The sequence below is a fragment of the Flagellimonas sp. ABD4_174 genome, assembly GCF_056160185.1.
Map to the genome: position 1 here is coordinate 2,107,686 of NZ_JBSWWP010000001.1, position 19,375 is coordinate 2,127,060.

Here is a 19,375-nt window from a genome sequence, read left to right on the forward strand (position 1 = left end):
CTACCTAATTTTAAAGGACCATTTTTTCGATTGGACAAACCAAGATACCTTCTGCTCCCGCTTGTTTCAGTTCATCGATTACTTCCCAAAAAGTCTCTCGATTTATTACCGTGTGCACAGAGCTCCATCCTTCTTCAGCCAAGGGCAATACCGTGGGGCTCCGCATTCCGGGGAGAATGGAAATAATCTCGTCCAGTTTCTCGTTTGGTGCATTCATGAGTACATATTTGTTCTGACGTGCCTGCAAAACCGATTTGATCCTGAACTGTATTTTTTTTAAGAGTTCTTTGCGCTCTTCGGAAATGGTAGGCGAAACAGCGAGCACCGCTTCACTTTTTAGCATTACCTCGACTTCCTTTAAGTTGTTTTTGAACAACGTACTACCGCTCGAAACAATATCACAGATTCCATAAGCCAAACCGATATTGGGAGCAATTTCCACGGAACCATTTATAATATGAAGTTCTGCGTTTACCCCTCTGGCGGCCAGATACTCCTTGACCGTGTTTGGGTAGGAAGTTGCGATTTTCTTCCCTTCGAAATCCTTAATGGAATTGTAACTCTCGCTTTTTGGAACTGCCAGGGAAACCCGACATTTGGAAAAACCCAAACGTTCGGCTATGGAAATGTCCTTCCCTTTTTCTATAAGGACGTTTTCACCAATAATGGCTATGTCCACTACCCCATCTCGCAGGTACTGTGGAATATCCCCATTTCTTAGATAAAATACTTCCAAGGGAAAATTGCGGGAAGTAGCTTTTAATTGATCTTTCCCGTTGTCTATGGAAATACCGCAATCTTTTAAAATTTTGAGCGAATCTTCGTTTAAACGCCCACTCTTTTGAACAGCAATTCTAATTTTTGTCATTTTTCAAGTTTTTGTCCGAAAAACCAAAGGGGTACAAAAAACAAACCCGTTTGATTTCTCAAACGGGTTAGAATATATTTTAAATACAGCAATACATTCCTATCTCGCTTGAGAGCAAGTATAAAAATGATGATGATGTATGTTATTCGTTTTCATTATACGTCAAAAGTAGGATATATTTTTATATCAAAAAAGAGTTATTTAGTTATTTCCCAAAATTAATGGTAGGCCGTCGTCTCCCGATCCTACCACGATTACTTTGGTATTTGGTGATTCGGATAGTTTTATTGTTGCGTCTATGCCTTTGTCCTGCAATATTTTATCGGTAAGTGAAGCACTTAAAATACGGTTGGCATCTGCCTTACCTTGTGCTTCTATCCTAACTTTTTCAGCTTCTTTTTCTGCTGTGACCAATCTAAATTCGTACTCCAAAGATTCCTGTTCTTGTTTTAATTTGCGTTCAATGGCATCTTTAATAGTGGGAGGCAATGTTACATCCCTTACCAATACTTCGTTCAATTGGATGTATTGATCCTCAACTATTTTTTGGGTTTCTTCAAATATCTCTTGTTGTATGGCATCCCTTTTGCTCGAATAAAGTTGTTCGGGCGTATATCTTCCAACAACACTTCTTGCCGCAGAGCGTATAGCGGGAAGAAGTACTCGGTCGATGTACTGTTCGCTCTTTTCTTGGTGTAGTTTTCCCAATTCATCGTATTTAGGCTGGAACCATACGGAAGCTTCCAATTTAATATCCAGTCCATTCGACGATAGCACATTCATTTTTTCGGTTTTTTCCTGCTGTCTTACTTCGTAAATATATACCCTGTTCCAGGGCGCTACTAAATGAAAGCCTTCTCCCAAGGGTGGGGCATCCGTAACAACACCGCCACCAAAGGTTTTATACAATACACCTGCTTCACCGGAACCTATGGTCACTGCAGATTTTGAAATGATGATAATTAAGAAAATAACCGTTGCCAGTGCAGGCAACGCAATCTTGGGCAATTTGTCCATTTTTACTTCTATTTATATTAATCCATTATATTTTCTGATGAACCACTCCGACGTTAGGGATAGAGCAATCAATCCCAATAAAATACGGAAATCTATTAAAGATACGACATTCTCCTTGGTCTTTTGTACGGGCAAGAATTTTCCGGAAGTGGTCAATTCCGATTGTAAATCGTCCAGATTGTTCAAAAAGTAAAGGTGTCCGTTACTTTTGGATGCCAAACGACCCATTTTTTTATAGTTGGCGGAGATTAATTGCTTCTCGGGATTAAAGTCCAAGATTCTAAATGTCCCGGACCTATTCAAGTTTTCATCTTCCACCATGACGGTAAATTTATAGGTGCCAGCCTCTAAGTTGCTCAGATCGATTTCGTAAAAGCCCCCTTTAAGAAGTAATGGAGATACTCTGGTAAAACCATTGTCTTCTCCTTCTATTTTGATAGAAATACTTGCGTTGGCATTAAACTGGTAGCTTTCATCAAAATAGGTAGCTCTGATCTTGGCCATATTGGCATTGTCAAATACAAGTTCGTAGTCCAGTTCCAGTCGATTCCGTTGTTTATTGGAAACTAGATAGATCATTAAATTCCCTATAAAGTCATCAAACTTTTTAAAATTTTGCTCGTTTCTGTACGTTTGGGCCCTCCATCTCCAAATATCTTCCCCGAACAATATCGCTTCCTTTTTATTGCGCTCAGTAAGAATGGTGAATAGGGGTTTATCCAAATTTACACCTTGTAACTGTTGGTACATTAAGGTTTCGCTCTCCTTGTTAAGTTCTATTTCACCCAGGGTTCCTTGCAGGGGCGGAAAGTCGTCAACCGAAAATTCGCCCAATCCAAACAACCCAAATGCATTGTTTAAAACGGGTAAAACATCCTCTTGCTGCCTACTGCCGGATACCGTAAAGCTATTTTGCGAGGCATTCACAAAATTCCAATCTGTTTTTGTCCCTACAATAGTGAGATAGTTTCCCCCATATTTTTCCAAATAATCGTATATAGTTTTAAAATTCCTGTTAGGCTGATATAGGATGAACAAACCTATTTCTTCCAACTCGGATGGGGTGGCATCTGGCTTTAGAAGGATTACGGAGCGTTGTTCGTTGGATTCAATGGATTTTTTGAGCGCACCGATATCCGGATGAAGTATATCCGAAACAATCGCAATATTGGTTTTTTCATCGATGACCTCTATGGCCGTTTCTTTGGAGTTATTGGTAACATTTCGTTCACTGTCCAAAGGTCTGATTTCTATTTTTATGGTTTTAACCCCTACACTTTTTGCCTCGACCAAAGTTGTAATCGTCCGGCTATTATTTTCCGCGCTCAGTTCAATACGTTCCTGGTGAACCCTACTGCCATCTAGATAAATAGAAATGGTACTGGATGCTGAACTGTTTCCTTGATAACGGACAGAGGTCTCGATCGGAAAGGTATTACGTAAAAATGCGTATTTATTTACGTTGATAAAGTCTACGGCGATATCCTCGTATTGAGTGGTGTCACCTACAACTACGGGATTTACAGTTAAATTGTCCTTTAAGTTGATGTATTCGAAATCCTTGCCCAAGGTCTGGTTCCCATCAGAAAATAATGCAATAACATTGTTTCCGTTTACAAATACATCATTTACGGTAGTCAACGCTTTGGAAAGATCCGTATTTCCTTGATCAAAACGAATGGAATCGGTTACTGAAACAATATCGCCAAAACCATATTGATGCACAGCAAACCTTTCGTTTATGGCTTCATCCTGCTTTATTTGTTGTATGGCTTGGTAAATTTCGCCCTCTGATGAGGCTTCTTGCATGGATTCGGAATGGTCCACCAATAGAATCAAATTGGCTTTTTCGATAAAATAATCCCTATTGACAAACTTTGGATTTACCAAAAGTAAAAGGCCGCAAAACAAGGTGACAAACCTCAGTGCGGCCAATATAAATTTAAGTGAACCCTTTCTCGAGTCTTTATGGTAATATTGAAAATAGACAAGGGCAAGCGCGGCAGCAACTGCTAAAACAATAAGAAGTACCGTGCTCAGTTCCATTCACTTATGTTAACATTCCTCCATCAACGTTCAATACCTGTCCGGTGACATAATCAGATAAGTCCGATGCCAAGAAAACACAGGCGTTGGCAACATCCTCGGGGCTACCACCTCGTTTTAAAGGAATACCTTCCCTCCAACCTTGAACTGTTTTTTCGTCCAACTTTTCGGTCATTTCAGTTTCGATAAAACCTGGCGCAATGGCATTGCAACGTATATTCCTAGACCCTAGTTCCAAGGCAACGGATTTTGTAAACCCGATCATTCCTGCTTTGGAAGCTGCGTAATTGGTCTGACCCGCATTGCCTTTTACTCCAACCACACTGCTCATATTGATTATAGAGCCTTTACGTTGCTTCAACATAGTACGTTGCACTGCTTTGGTCATATTGAAAACTGATTTTAGGTTGATTTCGATTACTTTATCAAAATCGTCCTCTCCCATTCGCATCAATAAATTGTCTTTGGTAATGCCTGCATTGTTGATGAGTACATCAATCCTGCCATCAAAATCCTCTAAGACCTTGGCAACAAGTGCTTCGGACTCTTCGAAACTTGCGGCGTTACTTTTATAGGCTTTGGCTTTGACGCCAAGTTTGGTCAATTCTTGTTCCAGTTCCAATGCTGGAGCTTCACTAGAGCTGTAAGTAAACGCCACATTTGCTCCATGTTTGGCAAATACTTCTGCGATTCCTTTTCCAATGCCCCTACTTGCTCCTGTTATAATTACGTTTTTCCCTTCCAAAAGTTTCATAAATCGATGGTGTTTGAATGGTTATTAACCAAATATAGTCGTTGTTTTATGTTTAGACGAAAAAAAATCCCGCATAAAACGGGATTTAGTATGGATTTAACGGTTGATTATCCAACCACTTCTTTCACTTTTACGCCAATTTCTGCGGGAGAATCCACAACATGGATACCACAGTCGCGCATGATTTTTTTCTTGGCCTGTGCGGTATCATCACTACCGCCTACAATAGCTCCGGCGTGTCCCATGGTACGTCCGGCAGGAGCAGTTTCACCAGCAATAAAACCTACAACAGGCTTTTTGCTACCGCTTTCTTTGTACCATCTTGCCGCTTCGGCCTCCAATTGGCCACCAATTTCACCGATCATTACCACACATTCGGTTTCCGGATCGTTGATCAACAATTCAACAGCTTGTTTTGTCGTGGTCCCGATAATAGGGTCACCACCAATTCCAATGGCTGTTGTGATTCCCAATCCCTGGCGAACAACTTGATCGGCAGCTTCATAAGTCAATGTTCCCGATTTGGACACAATGCCTACTTTTCCTTTTTTGAAGACAAATCCTGGCATAATACCAACTTTTGCCTCACCCGGAGTAATTACTCCTGGGCAGTTTGGACCGATCAACGTACAGTCCATATCCTTGATGTAATCGTTGGCTTTTACCATATCCGCTACGGGAATACCTTCGGTAATGGTAATGATCACCTTGATTCCTGCATCGGCAGCTTCCATAATGGCATCCGCAGCAAATGCGGGTGGAACAAAAATAATCGTGGTATCGGCACCAACTTCTTTTACAGCTTCCTCAACGGTGTTGAAAACTGGTTTTCCCAAATGTTCCTGACCACCTTTTCCTGGGGTCACACCACCGACTACGTTGGTTCCGTATTCAATCATTTGTTCGGCATGGAAAGTTCCTTCACTACCGGTAAATCCTTGTACAATTATGTTTGAATCCTTGTTTACTAAGACGCTCATATATTTAACTTAATGTAGATACAAAAATATGGTTTACTAAAGTTTTTTTCTATTGATTTCTTAAATCTTTTTTAGTTTTTTCAAGATTTCTGGAATCTTTTTGATGTATGCAATTTGTTTGAGTTTTTCCCGAGCTTCCTCGGCCGGGTAACCAAAATAGGTTTTACCGCCTTCCAGGGATTTGGATATACCCGATTGGGCCAATATTACCGCCTTTTTCCCAATGGTGGCACCACTGGTGATACCCACCTGGCCCCACAGTGTCACTTCGTCATCAATAATGCAACAACCAGCGATACCTACATGGGATGCGATCAAACATTTTTTTCCGATAACGGTATCGTGCCCCACTTGGATTTGGTTATCCAATTTAGCCCCTTCTTTTATGGTAGTTGAGCCTGTTACGCCACGGTCAATTGTGCATCCGGCTCCAATATCCACATTGTTCTCTATCACGACATTCCCACCGGAAAGCAATTTGTCAAAACCTTCGGGCCTGTTTTTATAGTAGAACGCATCGGCCCCCAACACGGTTCCTGCATGTATGGTTACGTTATTGCCCAATTTGCATCCATCGTAAATGGTTACGTTGGGATGAATTACGCAATTTTTACCAATTTCTACATGGTTGCCGATAAATACGTTGGGCTGTACGATCGTTCCCTCCCCTATTTTTGCAGATTCCGCTATGGATACTACAGCACTTTCAAAAGGTTTGAAATGACGCGTTAACTTATTGAAATCCCTAAAGGGATCATCCGAGACCAGCAATGCTTTGCCTTCTGGACATTCCACCTCTTTATTGATGAGAACTACTGTAGCCTTTGACTGCAGTGCTTTGTCATAATACTTGGGATGGTCCACAAATACAATGTCACCTTCTTCCACCACATGGATCTCGTTCATGCCTAAAACAGGAAAATCCTTATTCCCCACAAAATCGGCATCAATAAGTTCCGAAATTTCTTTTAAGGTATAGGTTTTTGGGAATTTCATTCAGCCTTATTCTTTGGAGCGCTCCAAATAGGAAGCTTTCTCCGTATCGATTTTTATCTTATCGCCTTCGTTGATAAAAAGAGGAACATTGATCGTGGCCCCAGTTTCTACCGTTGCCGGTTTTGTTGCGTTTGTAGCCGTGTTTCCCTTCACACCTGGCTCGGTGTGGGTAACTTCCAAAACTACACTTGCGGGCATTTCAACGGAAAGCGGCATGTTGTCCTCAGCATTGAAAATAATGGTTACCACTTCACTTTCTTTCAAAAGATCGTAAGCATCCAATGCGTCTCTTTGCAATGCGATCTGAGTGTAATCGTCGGTGTTCATAAAATGATATGTTTCACCTTCGTTGTATAAAAATTGATAGCTGCGTGTTTCTACACGGACGTCTTCAATTTTATGACCGGCGGAAAAAGTGTTGTCGATTACTTTTCCGGTGGTTACGCTCTTTAATTTGGTACGGACAAATGCAGGCCCTTTACCTGGTTTAACATGAAGAAACTCCACAATTTTGTAGATGTCGTTGTTGTACTTGATGCACAATCCTTTTCTTATATCTGAAGTACTTGCCATAAATTTTAGTTTGAACTGAAATATCCTTTCATAATTCCTCTCTGCGAATCTCTAATGAATTGAAGAATCTCATCCCTTTCCGGGGTTGCCTCCATTTCTGCTTCTATAATGGACGCAGCTTGGGAATTGTTATAGTTTTGTTGATAAAGTAGTCTGTAAATATTTTGAATCTCACGAATCTTATCGGATTCGAAACCTCTTCTTCGCAATCCAATGGAATTGATGCCAACATAGGAAAGTGGTTCTCTCGCAGCCTTTACATAAGGAGGTACATCTTTACGAACCAAGGAACCACCTGTTACAAATGCGTGGTTTCCAATGGATACAAATTGGTGAACTGCCACCATACCTGCCAGAACTACATTTTGACCTATGGTGACGTGTCCTGCCAAAGTGGAATTATTGCTAAATATACAACCGTCGCCCACCAAACAATCGTGTGCAATATGGCAATAGGCCATAATTAGACAATTGTTGCCGATTACAGTCTTCATCCGATCGGATGTTCCCTTGTTGATAGTGGCGCATTCACGAATGGTGGTATTGTCGCCAATCTGGACCGTGGTATCTTCTCCTTGATATTTTAAGTCCTGGGGCATGGCCGAAATTACGGCACCGGGGAATATATTACAGTTTTTCCCGATACGGGCGCCCTCCATAATGGTCACATTGGAGCCTATCCATGTGCCTTCACCTATGGTAACATTGTTGTGTATGGTGGTAAAGGGTTCAATTACCACGTTTTTGGCAATTTTGGCCCCGGGGTGAACATATGCTAAAGGTTGGTTCATCTACGAATCTGTGTTTTTTGTTTTTACGATCTGCGCCATTAGTTCTGCTTCCGAAACCAACTTCCCGTTGGCATAGGCATAGGCCTGCATATGGCAAATTCCTCTTCGGATGGGCGAAATTAGATCACATTTAAAAATTAAGGTATCTCCCGGAACTACTTGTTGCTTAAATTTTACCTTATCGATCTTCATAAAGAATGTGAGGTAGTTCTCAGGGTCGGGAACAGTGCTCAATACAAGAATTCCTCCTGTTTGAGCCATTGCTTCCACTTGCAATACCCCTGGCATTACCGGTGCACCAGGAAAATGGCCCACAAAGAACGGCTCGTTCATGGTCACGTTTTTTACGCCCACCACATGTGTGTCGGATAGTTCCAAAATCTTATCGACCAATAAAAATGGAGGTCTGTGCGGCAGTCTTGCCATAATTTCGTTCACATCCATCAATGGTTCTTGGTTCAGGTCGTATGTGGGAACTTTGTTCCTTTTCTCGATCTTTATGATTTTGGAGAGTTTTTTTGCAAACTGGGTGTTCACAAAATGCCCGGGTTTGTTGGCGATTACTTTTCCTCTGATCCGGGTTCCGGCAAGTGCCAAATCGCCGATCACATCCAATAACTTATGACGTGCAGCTTCATTTGGGTGGTGCAAAGTCAGGTTATCCAAAATACCGTTGGGCTTAACGGAGAGTTTTTCTTTATTGAAGGCCTTTTCCAATTTTTTCATGGTGGATTCGGAGATTTCCTTGTCCACATACACAATGGCATTGTTTAGGTCTCCACCTTTTATTAGTCCATGCTCCAACAACATTTCGAGTTCATGTAGAAAGCTAAATGTGCGGGCATCGGCTATTTCTTCTTTAAAATCCGACATTTTTTCCAATGTGGCATTCTGTGTTCCCAAAACTTTAGTGCCAAAGTCTACCATGGTGGTTACTTGGTATTCTTCTGCGGGAATAATGGTGATTTCGCTTCCCGTGGTCTCATCTTTATAAGAAATCACATCTTTTACCACATACTCTTCACGTTCCTGCTCTTGTTCCACAATTCCGGCCTCTTCCAAAGCTTCGACAAAAAATTTGGAAGAACCGTCCATGATCGGAGGTTCCGGTGCATCCAACTCTATGAGAACATTGTCTATATCCAAACCTACCAAAGCTGCTAAAACATGCTCCGATGTGTGGATCTTGACACCGTTCTTTTCCAGATTGGTCCCACGTTGGGTGTTTACCACATAATTGGCATCGGCCTCTATTATGGGTTCACCTTCGAGATCTATTCTTTTAAACGCAAAACCATGGTTTTCGTCAGCAGGAAGAAAACTCATTGTTACATTTTCCCCAGTGTGCAAACCTACACCTTGTAGGGTTACTTTTTTGGCTATTGTGCGTTGTTTGTTACTTGTTTTGCTCACCTTCAACTTTTTTTTCTATGTTGGAGATTTGATTTGCCAATTTTGGCAAATTCTTAAAGTGTACGTACGATTTGTTGAAATCACCATAATTTAAGGCAGGAGATCCTTGGAGTACTTCATCGTCCTTTACATTTCTGCCTATTCCGGATTGTGCCTGTATACGAACCCTATCGCCAATGGTAATATGCCCTACGATACCTACCTGGCCGCCGATCAAACAGTTTTTGCCAATTTTGGTGGAACCAGCCACACCTGTTTGGGCCGCAATGGCTGTATGTTCACCAATTTCCACGTTATGGGCAATCTGGATTTGATTGTCCAGTTTTACTCCCTTCCTTAATATAGTGGACCCTAGGGTTGCTCGGTCTATTGTAGTTCCTGCACCAATATCAACGTTGTCCTCTATAATAACGTTGCCTGTTTGGGGCACTTTACTATATTCTCCGTTGGCATTGGGCGTAAATCCAAATCCGTCCGCACCGATAATGGCACCACCATGGATTACACAGTTGTTGCCGATTATGGTTTCGGAATAGACTTTGGCTCCTGCAAAAACGATTACATTGTTTCCAATGGTCACGTTATCGCCAATGTAGGCATTGGGATAGACTTTTACATTATTGCCAATGTTCACATTGTTTCCGAGGTAAGCAAACGCTCCCAGGTAAAATTCTTCGCCGTACTTTGCGGTTTCCGAAATATAACAGGGGTTTTCTATACCCACTTTGTTATTTTTAACCTGATTATAGTATTCCAATAATTTGGAAAAGGATTTGTACGCATCATCAACTTTGATCAATGTTGTTGTAATGGACTGCTCTGGAACAAAATCCTTATTTACTATGGTAATGGATGCCTTGGTGGAATAAATATAAGAGGTGTATTTAGGATTGGCCAAAAAGGTCAACGACCCTTTTTCACCCTCTTCGATCTTAGATAATTTATGGACAGCGATTTGAGGATTTCCCTCAACTTCCCCCTCTAGGATTCCGGCAATTTGGGTAGCTGTAAATTTCATTGGTGCAAAAGTAACAAAATTTGTTAAACGGCTTTCTTAGGATAACAGCTATAATATTTGGTCACGGTTTTTGCCAGTGCTTTTAAGCTGAGTTGGTCCGATTCCTTGAGAACATCCGATATTTTGCCGTTACTCTTTAAAATTTTGATGGCTTCATCTTTGCTATAGGCCTTGTTGGATATCTCCCCTTGAAACACAAAATTGGAAGCTTCTTCTATGGAAAGATCGTGTTTTTCCATGATCCAATTCAATTTCTCTTCCATTTTTTCTGTGGAAAGGGCCCTTTTCTTTACCTTAACATGGAGCAGTCTTCTTTCCAATAGCATTTTGCAAAGTTTGGATAGGACAAAATCTTCATGGAATTGCCAAGTTTTCAGAGCTCCCAGGATATCCATATCATCAAGATCGGCAAAGGACTTTAAAATTTCGGCATTAAATTTCAACGTGCCATTGTTCTTTAAAAAAAACAATAAGGGCTTGCTGCAGGTAAGTTCGGTGTTTTTACTCAAGAGAAGGCGGGCGCGTTGCATGACCCGGACCAATAATTGTTCCGCTACCAATCCAGTTTTGTGCAAATACACTTGCCAGTACATAAATCTACGGGCCATCAAAAATTTTTCCACCGCATATATGGCTTTCTCTTCCAACACTAAGTTTCCTTCCACTACATTGAGCATGGAAATAAGCCTTTCAGAATTTATGTTGCCTTCCGTTACCCCAGAATAAAAACTGTCCCGCTTTAAATAATCCAATCGGTCCATATCCAGTTGACTGGATACTAATTGGTTTAGAAAGGTTTTTGGGTAATTCCCCTTAAAAATGGCAATGGCCGTATCCAATTGTCCATTGAACTCTTTGTTGAGCTCCTGCATAAATTTTAAGGAAATCTGCTCATGGCTAATTTCCTTGGCAACAAAGCCCTCCAAGGCGTGGGAAAATGGTCCATGACCAATATCGTGAAGCAATATGGCGCACAGAAGGCCTTTTTCTTCCTCTTCGGTTATGGGAACGTTTTTTATTTTTAGTACCTGGATGGCCTTCGTCATTAAATGCATACTGCCCAAGGCATGTGAAAACCGAGTGTGGTGTGCTCCCGGGTAAACCAAATAAGAAAGTCCCATTTGGGATATTCGCCTCAGCCTTTGAAAGTAAGGGTGTGCGATCAGACTAAAAATTAGTTCGTTGGGAGTTCCAATAAAACCGTAAATTGGATCGTTGAAAACATTAAGCTTATTGGTTTTTACCAAAGTTTTTTGTTTTATTTCCCACAAAGATAACTACTATATGAACAAGATTACAATTCTATGGGTCGATGATGAAATAGACCTGTTAAAACCACACATATTATTTTTACAAAGTAAAGGGTACAATGTAGTTACGAGCCAGAGTGGACAAGATGCCATCGAGGAGATCAAGGAGACCTTTTTTGATATTGTGTTTTTGGATGAAAATATGCCAGGTCTTTCTGGTTTGGAAACCTTGACCGAAATAAAAAAATACGATGGTTCCATTCCTGTGGTGATGATCACCAAAAGTGAGGAAGAATACATCATGGACGAGGCGATCGGATCCAAAATCGCCGACTATCTTATAAAACCCGTAAATCCCAACCAAATTTTATTGTCCCTAAAAAAGAGTTTGGACAACTCCCGATTGGTATCGGAAAAAACTACAGCCAATTATCAACAGGAATTTCGAAAGATTGCTATGGACCTTTCCATGATCAATACATATGAGGAGTGGATGGAGCTGTACAAAAAATTGATTTATTGGGAATTGGAACTGGAACAGATCGAGGATTCCGGAATGTTCGAAATACTGGAATCCCAAAAAGTGGAAGCCAACTCGCAATTCGGAAAATTTGTGGACAAAAACTATAAGGAATGGTTCAAGGGCGATAACGCTCCCATTATGTCGCATACCTTGTTCAAAAATAAAATACAACCGGAGCTGGAAGGCAGTAAAACCCTTTTGGTGGTCATAGATAACTTAAGATACGATCAATGGTTGGCATTTGAGAAATCTTTATCCGTGCATTACAAGAAAAAACAGGAATGCGCGTATTTCAGCATTTTGCCAACGGCTACGCAGTATGCCCGTAACGCCCTTTTTTCTGGCCTAATGCCCTCGGAAATGGAAAGGCGTTATCCGGATTGGTGGAAAAATGATACGGACGAAGGAGGGAAAAATCTTTTTGAAGCAGAGTTTTTGGGCGAACAATTACAGCGTTTGGGGCTGGATTTAAATTGGGAATACCATAAAATTATCAACCTAAAGCAAGGAAAACAATTGGCCCAAAATTTTAAATGTCAAAAAGACAACGACTTAACCGTGGTGGTATATAATTTTGTGGATATGCTCTCCCACTCCAAAACCGAAATGGAAGTGGTAAAGGAACTTGCTTCGAATGACAAGGCTTATCGTTCCCTTACCCTAAGCTGGTTTAAAAATTCCCCTTTGCTGGAAATCATTCAACAAGCACAAGACTTGGGAATGAAACTGATCCTGACCACTGATCATGGTACCATTAATGTAAAGCAACCTTCCAAAGTTATCGGCGATAGAGAAACTAGCTTAAATCTGCGCTACAAAACCGGGCGAAGCCTAACTTATCAAGAAAAAGAAGTGCTGGCAACAAAGAACCCACAAGAAATACATTTGCCCAACATTAACCTGAGCAGCAGCTTTATTTTTGCCAAGAACGACCTCTTTTTTGCCTATCCCAATAATTATAATCATTACGTAAGTTACTACCGCAACACTTATCAACATGGTGGGGTTTCATTGGAAGAAATGATCGTTCCTTTTGTAGTTTTGGACCCAAAATAAAGTTATGTCGAAGAGAACGTTTCAATTGAAGGAGATCCATGAAATTGCCAAGACAGTTTTGCAAAAAGCCCAGAACAAAGTGCTGTGCCTCTATGGCGAAATGGGCGTGGGCAAAACCACTTTGGTAAAGGCCATGGTAAAGGAACTTGGCGCGGCCGATGTGGCCAACAGCCCTACATTCGGTTTGGTTAACGAATATTCGGATAAAAATAACACTCCCCTGGCCTATCATTTCGATTTTTATCGACTCAACGATGAAATGGAGGCGTTGGATATGGGGTTTGATGATTACTTGAACTCGGATGCTTGGCTATTTATAGAATGGCCCGATAAAATATCGTCCCTACTACCGGAAGATGCTGTGGGGGTATTCTTGCATTTTATCGATGAAAACACACGTTCAATCGAGTTAAATATTTCTTAAAACGCAATAGGTCTATATTCAAACAAATTATTGTTCTGGACGGGTCATTTTCGACAAAGTGTTGTTTTTTTGCGTTTAAAAACCAATTTTATCGATAAATGGCATGGAAGGTTGAAATATTTTCCTACATTTGTTCTGAAGAATGAATTCATTTATTAACCAAAAACTCTTTTACGATGAACACTAAAAAAGTTTTTTTTGGATTGCTAGCTGTTGCATTTTTGGCAATGACAGCTGTTTCTACAGATGTTGTTAAAGTTGACAAAGATCAAACTACTAGCATCAAGAAAAAGGATATCAAAAAATTATAATTTTGATATCCTTGTAAGAATGAGATGACCCTGTTTTTTAAATAGGGTCATTTTTTTTACAATAATTTGAACTTTTTTATGTTATCACCAGTAATGAGCAGCAAAAAAAGTATCAGAAAAAAATTCATTTTGGAGGGAATATTTGCAATCTTAATTGCTATAACCCCTATTATGTTTTATTGGTATAAATACATTCCCGTAGGTAGTACGTCATATTCGTTTTTAGGAATTGAATTTGGAAACAATGGTTTTAATGATGTAGCAGATTCCTTTTATTACTATTTTGGTAAAATTGTACCATTGCTGTTGTTGATAATTTGGTTTATTACCTCAAAAGAATGGTGGTATTACACCATCTTGATTCCGATTGCCATGTACAGCTTTCAATTGTTTTCTGTCTTAACCTTTGAATCGGGTATTGTGGATGAAAATGAAATCTTGTACATAATTGCCGTAACCATGGTAGTGATTCCCGTTGTTTATTTTATTAGGGTCAAGTTGGTGGATAAACACGTACATGGCATCGATCTGGAGGCTATGGATACCGAACTTCAAATTCTTAAGGAAAAAGAGGAATTGCGCAAGGAACGTGAGAAATTGGAGCAACGCCAAAAGACTACTTCAAAAAAAATGTAAATTTGCTCAAATGCCCTTGGGGCGTTTAGAATAGATTTACCCTATATGAGCCAAGCTTCCTCTCCATTTAGCAAACAACAGTTACTTCCACAAGAAGAAACTTTAGAGATCGATAAACAAAAAGGTGAGCTTTTTATAGGTATCCCAAAAGAAAATCAATATCAAGAAAAGCGGGTGTGCCTTACACCAGATGCCGTTAATGCCATCACGGCACATGGGCATAGGGTCTTAATTGAATCCGGGGCCGGTGAAGGGGCCAATTTTTTGGATATAGATTATACCAACGCAGGCGCAGAAATTACCCGCGATACCAAAAAAGTGTTTTCTTGCCCTATAATCTTAAAAGTTGAGCCACCTACCCTTACCGAAATTGATTACCTGAATCCGCAGACCATTATTATTTCTGCCTTGCAGATCAAGACGCAGAACAAGGAATATTTTGAGGTTATGGCCAAAAAGCGATTGACGGCCATCGCATTTGAATACATTCGGGACGACGATGGTAATTATCCTGCAGTTCGATCCCTAAGCGAGATCGCTGGGATTTCCTCTATTTTAATAGCTGCGGAGTTAATGGCCATGCCCAGCGAGGGGAACGGTTTAATGTTCGGTAACATAAGTGGTGTGCCGCCTGTAGAAGTTGTGATTATAGGCGCTGGAACCGTAGGTGAATTCGCAGCACGTTCGGCCTTGGGTTTGGGCGCCAATGTAAAAGTTTTTGATAATTCCATCAGTAAACTGCGAAAATTACAGACCAACCTGAACCAGACCCTGTACACCTCTACCGTGCAGCCCAAGAACCTGATAAAATCCTTAAAACGTTGCGATGTTGCCATTGGTGCGACCCGAGGCAAGGACCGTTCGCCGGTTGTTGTATCCAGTTCCATGGTGGAAAACATGAAAAAAGGCGCAGTAGTTATAGATGTCAGTATTGATATGGGCGGTTGTTTTGAAACTTCCGAAGTGACCACACATCGGAAACCAACCTTCGAAAAATACGGCGTGATCCATTACGGTGTTCCCAATATTCCATCAAGATATCCTCGTACCTCTTCGATTTCCATTAGCAATATATTTACGCCGTATTTATTAAAAATTGGTGAAGAAGGGGGATTGGAACATTCCCTTAGGTTCGACAAAGGGTTGCGCAACGGACTTTATATGTACCACGGTATTTTGACCAATAAATCGGTCGGGGATTGGTTTGGGTTAAATTACAACGATATTAATTTTCTTATTTTTTAATGTAGATGGGTTTTTTGAAACGATTGGGGTGGTACTTGGTAGGGCTGTCCATTGGATTGATATTTTTAGTATTCTTTTTGAAGAAAAAATCAGGTGAAGGGGGAATCGATTTCTGCTATTTACCCAATTGCAGGGTGCTCAAGGACTTGCGATCTAAACCCTTGACTTTTTCTGAATCCCTACCCGAGCAGTACCGAGACACTCTGCTTATCCAATCTTTCTTTAAGGATGGCGATGTGGATTTTAGTAAAAGCGACACTAAATCCAAGCCATGCAAAACCTATTTTATCTCACACGATTACAATGGGGAAGAATTGGAACTAAAAGTAAAGAATTGTGATAAAGACATTGAAGTTCAGGCAGTAAAACCGACTATTGACTAAAAATTCTATTATCCTTCCAGTTCTTTAAGGTTTTTCAGTAGCGTATTAAAGCTTAGAATGAATCTTTCATAAAAAAACATGTAGGCCTTATGAACCAGCACGGTAAGGATAAGGGTCAATGCAGTACCAAAAACTATAAGCCCGGGAATCACCAGCCCATGCTTGTTTTGCAACAACATTACAAGCTGTTCATTGTTAAAAAGCTCCCAAACAAAACTTGTTAAAAACGTTAAACCAAACACTATGATGTTATAGTTTACATAGTACGTGACAAGTTGTTTGCTTTGCAATATTCGGGATAGCATCTCTCTAACCCCGATATTTGTTTTAATTGTATTGTAAGACCATAAAAATGCAGCAATAAAAACAGCCAAGACCAAGTAATTTATTTTTTCCAAAATAATCAATGGCTTAAACTGCAAGAAAGATTCAGGGATGTCTTTTTGAAAATAAACTTGAAGTACTATTCCCAGAACACCCCAAAGAGCGAACTCTAACATTGAAAAAACAAATAGCTTTCGGGCGGTATTTAAAGCTAAAACAGACTCTTTTTTTCTGATAATAGAAAAATCGGGCACTGCATCTTCACCTGTTTCAAAGTTTAATTTTTCCCAACTCTTTTTTAGTAGGTCCAGTTCCATAAAAATGGGATTTGACCTATAAGTGTCCAAAAGTAGAGAATTGTTACAGTTTGGTTACTGATCCCCCAACTTCCTCCGCTTCCGTTCTTTGGTAATCAGGGCCAATTCCCTAGAGGTTTGCCCGGCAACCGAAGTGTTTTCCTCTGCTCTTCTGATCAGATAGGGCATTACGTCGCGAACAGGACCGTAGGGCAAGTATTTTACAGAGTTATAACCTTCTGCGGCCAAATTATAGGTAATATGGTCGCTCATGCCAAACAACTGCCCAAACCAAATATGTTCATCGTTCGATGGAACTCCATTCTTTTCCATAAGATCTACCAGTTTAAGGCTACTCTGCTCGTTATGAGTACCTGCGAAGATGATAAAATGTTCTAAATGCTCCATCATAAATGCAATGGCAGCATCATAATTTTCGTCCGTGTCCTTTTTGGACTTGCAGATCGGGCTTTCATATCCGTTTTCATGGGCACGATCGTTTTCCTTTTCCATGTAAGCGCCGCGCACTACCTTGGCCCCAATTTTAAATCCTTCCGAGGAGGCCAGTCCATATATTTTTTTAATATACTCCATGCGGTCCCAACGGTACATTTGAAAGGTATTGAATACAACGGCCTTCTTTTTGTTGTATTTGCGCATTAGGTCCAAAATCAGGTCATCCGCGGCATCTTGCATCCAACTTTCTTCTGCATCTATCAAAAGGGCAACATCCAAATTGTATGCTTTTTGGCATACTTTCTCAAACCTCTGTACAATTCTCCCCCACTCTGCTTGCTCAGATTCCGTAAGTTCCTTTCGTGCAGATACTTTTTCAAAAAGCTTAAAACGACCAAAACCCGTGGGTTTGAACACGGCAAAGGGCATGGCGTCTTTTTCTTTTACAAAATCTAGGATCTCCAAGGTTTTTTCCATGGTAAAATCGAACTGATTGTCCACCTCCTTGCCCTCGGCGGAATAATCCAAAATGGAATATACCCCGTTACCGTACATATTATCTATGATCGGCAGACAGTCTTTTTCGCTTACCCCACCACAAAAATGGTCGAATACCGTTGCCCGAATCAACCCTTCTACGGGAAGATGCGCCTTTATGGCAAAATTCGTGACCGCAGTACCGATTCGTACCAGGGGTTCTTTGGAAATCATTTTAAAAAGAAAATAAGCTCGCTCCAGCTGGGAGTCCGACTTTAGCTCGAATGCTATTGCAGTATTCTCAAAATTTGGTCGCATTATTTACAATACATTAAAGATTCAAAGATAAGTACGGAATCTATAACCATATAATTAAAATTAGTCTTTATTTAGCGGTGTAAATAAAATTATGGAGTCGGTTAAATCACAATCCTACGAGGTACACATCAACGAATTGGCAAAAGCTGCTCTCAATCAACATGTTGCCCAAAAAAAATATTCAAAAATATTTCTTTTGGTAGATGAAAATACCAAGGAACATTGTTTGCCTGTCCTTAAAAATATTTTTGATGGACCGGTGGATGCCATATTGGAAATAGCATCCGGTGAAGAAAATAAGCACATTAGGACTTGTTTACAACTTTGGGAGGAGCTTTCGCAGTTGGATGGAGACAGAAAAAGCCTTTTGATCAATTTGGGAGGTGGCGTTTTGACCGACATGGGTGGATTTGTTGCTTCTACCTTTAAAAGAGGGATAGATTTTATTAATATACCCACTACCCTGCTTTCTATGGTAGATGCCTCTATTGGAGGTAAAACGGGGGTAGACCTAGGTTCTTTGAAAAACCAGATCGGGGTGATCAACCAGCCACAAATGGTATTGATTTTTCCTGAATTTCTTAAAACATTAGATTCAAGGCAGATCAAAAGTGGCTATGCCGAGATGTTGAAGCACGGGCTTATTCAAAACAAGGAATATTGGAAAGAACTCACCTTAGAAGGTAATTTTGCCGAAGCTAGCTGTATTCAAAAATCCATAGCCATTAAAAATGAAGTGGTTATGCAGGACCCCACAGAACAGGGACTCCGTAAAATATTGAATTACGGTCACACCTTGGGGCATGCCATTGAGTCGTATTGTTTGGACAACCCAAATAGAACAACCTTGCTACATGGTGAGGCGATTGCCGTTGGTATGATCTTGGAAGGATACTTGTCTCACGAACTTCGAGGTCTCTCCAAGTTAGACCTGGACGAGATAAAAATGGGGTTTTTGCAGCATTTTGACCGTGTAGAGTTTACCGAAGATGATATTGACGCCATTCTACAATTGCTAAAATATGACAAGAAAAACTCTCACGGGAATGTCAATTTTGTGCTGTTGCAGGCGATTGGCGAGGCAGTGACCGATATAAAAGTGCCCGAGGAATTGTTCCACAAAGCATTTGCATACTACAGCGAATAAGCCGTTCACCTACTTTTTTTTAATTTACGCAACTCTCTGTACCTATCAAGTTTAAAAATTTCTAGTTTAGGAT

Annotated in this window: 20 protein-coding genes; 7 read left to right on the plus strand and 13 right to left on the minus strand. The window is 40.5% G+C overall.

What is annotated here, in order from left to right; all coding sequences use genetic code 11:
* Positions 1 to 10: 10 nt before the first annotated feature.
* The 11 genes from hisG to ACXAFK_RS09385 form a co-directional block, all read right to left on the minus strand.
* Positions 11 to 868, minus strand: coding sequence for an ATP phosphoribosyltransferase (hisG, locus tag ACXAFK_RS09335; RefSeq protein WP_224836948.1), 858 nt, complete (start codon positions 866 to 868; stop codon positions 11 to 13).
* A 201-nt stretch (positions 869 to 1,069) separates the two neighbouring features.
* Positions 1,070 to 1,885, minus strand: a complete 816-nt coding sequence (locus ACXAFK_RS09340) for a prohibitin family protein (RefSeq protein ID WP_224836949.1) — start codon at positions 1,883 to 1,885, stop codon at positions 1,070 to 1,072.
* A gap of 12 nt (positions 1,886 to 1,897) precedes the next feature.
* Positions 1,898 to 3,931: a vWA domain-containing protein gene (locus ACXAFK_RS09345; RefSeq protein ID WP_474957563.1), complete on the minus strand. Its 2,034-nt coding sequence runs from the start codon at positions 3,929 to 3,931 to the stop codon at positions 1,898 to 1,900.
* A gap of 4 nt (positions 3,932 to 3,935) precedes the next feature.
* A complete protein-coding gene (gene fabG / locus ACXAFK_RS09350; protein WP_293295258.1) occupies positions 3,936 to 4,685 on the minus strand; it encodes a 3-oxoacyl-[acyl-carrier-protein] reductase in 750 nt (249 codons plus the stop codon).
* 107 nt (positions 4,686 to 4,792) lie between these two features.
* Complete coding sequence (gene sucD, locus ACXAFK_RS09355) at positions 4,793 to 5,665, minus strand: succinate--CoA ligase subunit alpha (RefSeq protein ID WP_293295259.1); 873 nt, start codon at positions 5,663 to 5,665, stop codon at positions 4,793 to 4,795.
* A 60-nt stretch (positions 5,666 to 5,725) separates the two neighbouring features.
* Entirely contained in the window at positions 5,726 to 6,661 is a 936-nt protein-coding gene (locus ACXAFK_RS09360) for a UDP-3-O-(3-hydroxymyristoyl)glucosamine N-acyltransferase (protein ID WP_474957564.1), read from the minus strand.
* A 6-nt stretch (positions 6,662 to 6,667) separates the two neighbouring features.
* Complete coding sequence (gene efp, locus ACXAFK_RS09365) at positions 6,668 to 7,234, minus strand: elongation factor P (RefSeq protein ID WP_224836954.1); 567 nt, start codon at positions 7,232 to 7,234, stop codon at positions 6,668 to 6,670.
* A 5-nt stretch (positions 7,235 to 7,239) separates the two neighbouring features.
* Entirely contained in the window at positions 7,240 to 8,025 is a 786-nt protein-coding gene (gene lpxA / locus ACXAFK_RS09370) for an acyl-ACP--UDP-N-acetylglucosamine O-acyltransferase (protein WP_224836955.1), read from the minus strand.
* A complete protein-coding gene (locus ACXAFK_RS09375) occupies positions 8,026 to 9,438 on the minus strand; it encodes a bifunctional UDP-3-O-[3-hydroxymyristoyl] N-acetylglucosamine deacetylase/3-hydroxyacyl-ACP dehydratase (protein WP_338195071.1) in 1,413 nt (470 codons plus the stop codon).
* Positions 9,422 to 10,456, minus strand: coding sequence for a UDP-3-O-(3-hydroxymyristoyl)glucosamine N-acyltransferase (gene lpxD / locus ACXAFK_RS09380; RefSeq protein ID WP_224836957.1), 1,035 nt, complete (start codon positions 10,454 to 10,456; stop codon positions 9,422 to 9,424). The genes ACXAFK_RS09375 and lpxD overlap by 17 nt, the downstream gene beginning before the upstream one ends.
* Positions 10,457 to 10,479: 23 nt before the next feature.
* Entirely contained in the window at positions 10,480 to 11,703 is a 1,224-nt protein-coding gene (locus ACXAFK_RS09385) for an HD domain-containing protein (protein WP_474957565.1), read from the minus strand.
* Between the two features lie 37 nt (positions 11,704 to 11,740).
* Here ACXAFK_RS09385 and porX point away from each other — a divergent pair, with 37 nt between their 5' ends.
* The 6 genes from porX to ACXAFK_RS09415 all read left to right on the plus strand — a co-directional run bounded on the left by porX (position 11,741) and on the right by ACXAFK_RS09415 (position 16,284).
* Positions 11,741 to 13,285, plus strand: coding sequence for a T9SS response regulator signal transducer PorX (porX, locus tag ACXAFK_RS09390; RefSeq protein ID WP_224836959.1), 1,545 nt, complete (start codon positions 11,741 to 11,743; stop codon positions 13,283 to 13,285).
* Between the two features lie 4 nt (positions 13,286 to 13,289).
* Positions 13,290 to 13,709: a tRNA (adenosine(37)-N6)-threonylcarbamoyltransferase complex ATPase subunit type 1 TsaE gene (tsaE, locus tag ACXAFK_RS09395; RefSeq protein WP_474957566.1), complete on the plus strand. Its 420-nt coding sequence runs from the start codon at positions 13,290 to 13,292 to the stop codon at positions 13,707 to 13,709.
* Between the two features lie 176 nt (positions 13,710 to 13,885).
* On the plus strand, positions 13,886 to 14,020 hold the full coding sequence (locus ACXAFK_RS09400; protein ID WP_293295263.1) for a hypothetical protein: 135 nt from the start codon (positions 13,886 to 13,888) through the stop codon (positions 14,018 to 14,020).
* A 171-nt stretch (positions 14,021 to 14,191) separates the two neighbouring features.
* Positions 14,192 to 14,656 carry a hypothetical protein gene (locus ACXAFK_RS09405; protein WP_293295264.1) on the plus strand — a complete coding sequence of 155 codons (465 nt, stop codon included), beginning with the start codon at positions 14,192 to 14,194 and terminating at the stop codon, positions 14,654 to 14,656.
* A gap of 45 nt (positions 14,657 to 14,701) precedes the next feature.
* Positions 14,702 to 15,901 carry an alanine dehydrogenase gene (locus ACXAFK_RS09410; RefSeq protein ID WP_252079723.1) on the plus strand — a complete coding sequence of 400 codons (1,200 nt, stop codon included), beginning with the start codon at positions 14,702 to 14,704 and terminating at the stop codon, positions 15,899 to 15,901.
* A gap of 5 nt (positions 15,902 to 15,906) precedes the next feature.
* A complete protein-coding gene (locus tag ACXAFK_RS09415; protein ID WP_474957567.1) occupies positions 15,907 to 16,284 on the plus strand; it encodes a DUF4258 domain-containing protein in 378 nt (125 codons plus the stop codon).
* Between the two features lie 8 nt (positions 16,285 to 16,292).
* Here the strand turns inward: ACXAFK_RS09415 and ACXAFK_RS09420 are convergent, their stop codons facing one another.
* Positions 16,293 to 16,925 carry a hypothetical protein gene (locus ACXAFK_RS09420; RefSeq protein ID WP_474957568.1) on the minus strand — a complete coding sequence of 211 codons (633 nt, stop codon included), beginning with the start codon at positions 16,923 to 16,925 and terminating at the stop codon, positions 16,293 to 16,295.
* Positions 16,926 to 16,979: 54 nt separating this feature from the next.
* Positions 16,980 to 18,155: a proline dehydrogenase family protein gene (locus tag ACXAFK_RS09425; RefSeq protein WP_474957569.1), complete on the minus strand. Its 1,176-nt coding sequence runs from the start codon at positions 18,153 to 18,155 to the stop codon at positions 16,980 to 16,982.
* 91 nt (positions 18,156 to 18,246) lie between these two features.
* Here ACXAFK_RS09425 and aroB point away from each other — a divergent pair, with 91 nt between their 5' ends.
* On the plus strand, positions 18,247 to 19,302 hold the full coding sequence (gene aroB / locus ACXAFK_RS09430) for a 3-dehydroquinate synthase (protein ID WP_474957570.1): 1,056 nt from the start codon (positions 18,247 to 18,249) through the stop codon (positions 19,300 to 19,302).
* Positions 19,303 to 19,375: the final 73 nt, after the last annotated feature.

Bases quoted from the DNA above. Each gene is read 5' to 3' on its own strand.
- ACXAFK_RS09345 (WP_474957563.1), bottom strand. From the start codon at position 3,931: ATGGAACTGAGCACGGTACTTCTTATTGTTTTAGCAGTTGCTGCCGCG.
- hisG (WP_224836948.1), bottom strand. From the start codon at position 868: ATGACAAAAATTAGAATTGCTGTTCAAAAGAGTGGGCGTTTAAACGAA.
- efp (WP_224836954.1), bottom strand. From the start codon at position 7,234: ATGGCAAGTACTTCAGATATAAGAAAAGGATTGTGCATCAAGTACAAC.
- tsaE (WP_474957566.1), top strand. From the start codon at position 13,290: ATGTCGAAGAGAACGTTTCAATTGAAGGAGATCCATGAAATTGCCAAG.
- aroB (WP_474957570.1), top strand. From the start codon at position 18,247: ATGGAGTCGGTTAAATCACAATCCTACGAGGTACACATCAACGAATTG.
- ACXAFK_RS09415 (WP_474957567.1), top strand. From the start codon at position 15,907: ATGGGTTTTTTGAAACGATTGGGGTGGTACTTGGTAGGGCTGTCCATT.
- fabG (WP_293295258.1), bottom strand. From the start codon at position 4,685: ATGAAACTTTTGGAAGGGAAAAACGTAATTATAACAGGAGCAAGTAGG.
- ACXAFK_RS09410 (WP_252079723.1), top strand. From the start codon at position 14,702: ATGAGCCAAGCTTCCTCTCCATTTAGCAAACAACAGTTACTTCCACAA.
- ACXAFK_RS09340 (WP_224836949.1), bottom strand. From the start codon at position 1,885: ATGGACAAATTGCCCAAGATTGCGTTGCCTGCACTGGCAACGGTTATT.
- sucD (WP_293295259.1), bottom strand. From the start codon at position 5,665: ATGAGCGTCTTAGTAAACAAGGATTCAAACATAATTGTACAAGGATTT.
- lpxA (WP_224836955.1), bottom strand. From the start codon at position 8,025: ATGAACCAACCTTTAGCATATGTTCACCCCGGGGCCAAAATTGCCAAA.
- ACXAFK_RS09400 (WP_293295263.1), top strand. From the start codon at position 13,886: ATGAACACTAAAAAAGTTTTTTTTGGATTGCTAGCTGTTGCATTTTTG.
- ACXAFK_RS09360 (WP_474957564.1), bottom strand. From the start codon at position 6,661: ATGAAATTCCCAAAAACCTATACCTTAAAAGAAATTTCGGAACTTATT.
- ACXAFK_RS09425 (WP_474957569.1), bottom strand. From the start codon at position 18,155: ATGCGACCAAATTTTGAGAATACTGCAATAGCATTCGAGCTAAAGTCG.
- ACXAFK_RS09420 (WP_474957568.1), bottom strand. From the start codon at position 16,925: ATGGAACTGGACCTACTAAAAAAGAGTTGGGAAAAATTAAACTTTGAA.
- lpxD (WP_224836957.1), bottom strand. From the start codon at position 10,456: ATGAAATTTACAGCTACCCAAATTGCCGGAATCCTAGAGGGGGAAGTT.
- porX (WP_224836959.1), top strand. From the start codon at position 11,741: ATGAACAAGATTACAATTCTATGGGTCGATGATGAAATAGACCTGTTA.
- ACXAFK_RS09405 (WP_293295264.1), top strand. From the start codon at position 14,192: ATGTTTTATTGGTATAAATACATTCCCGTAGGTAGTACGTCATATTCG.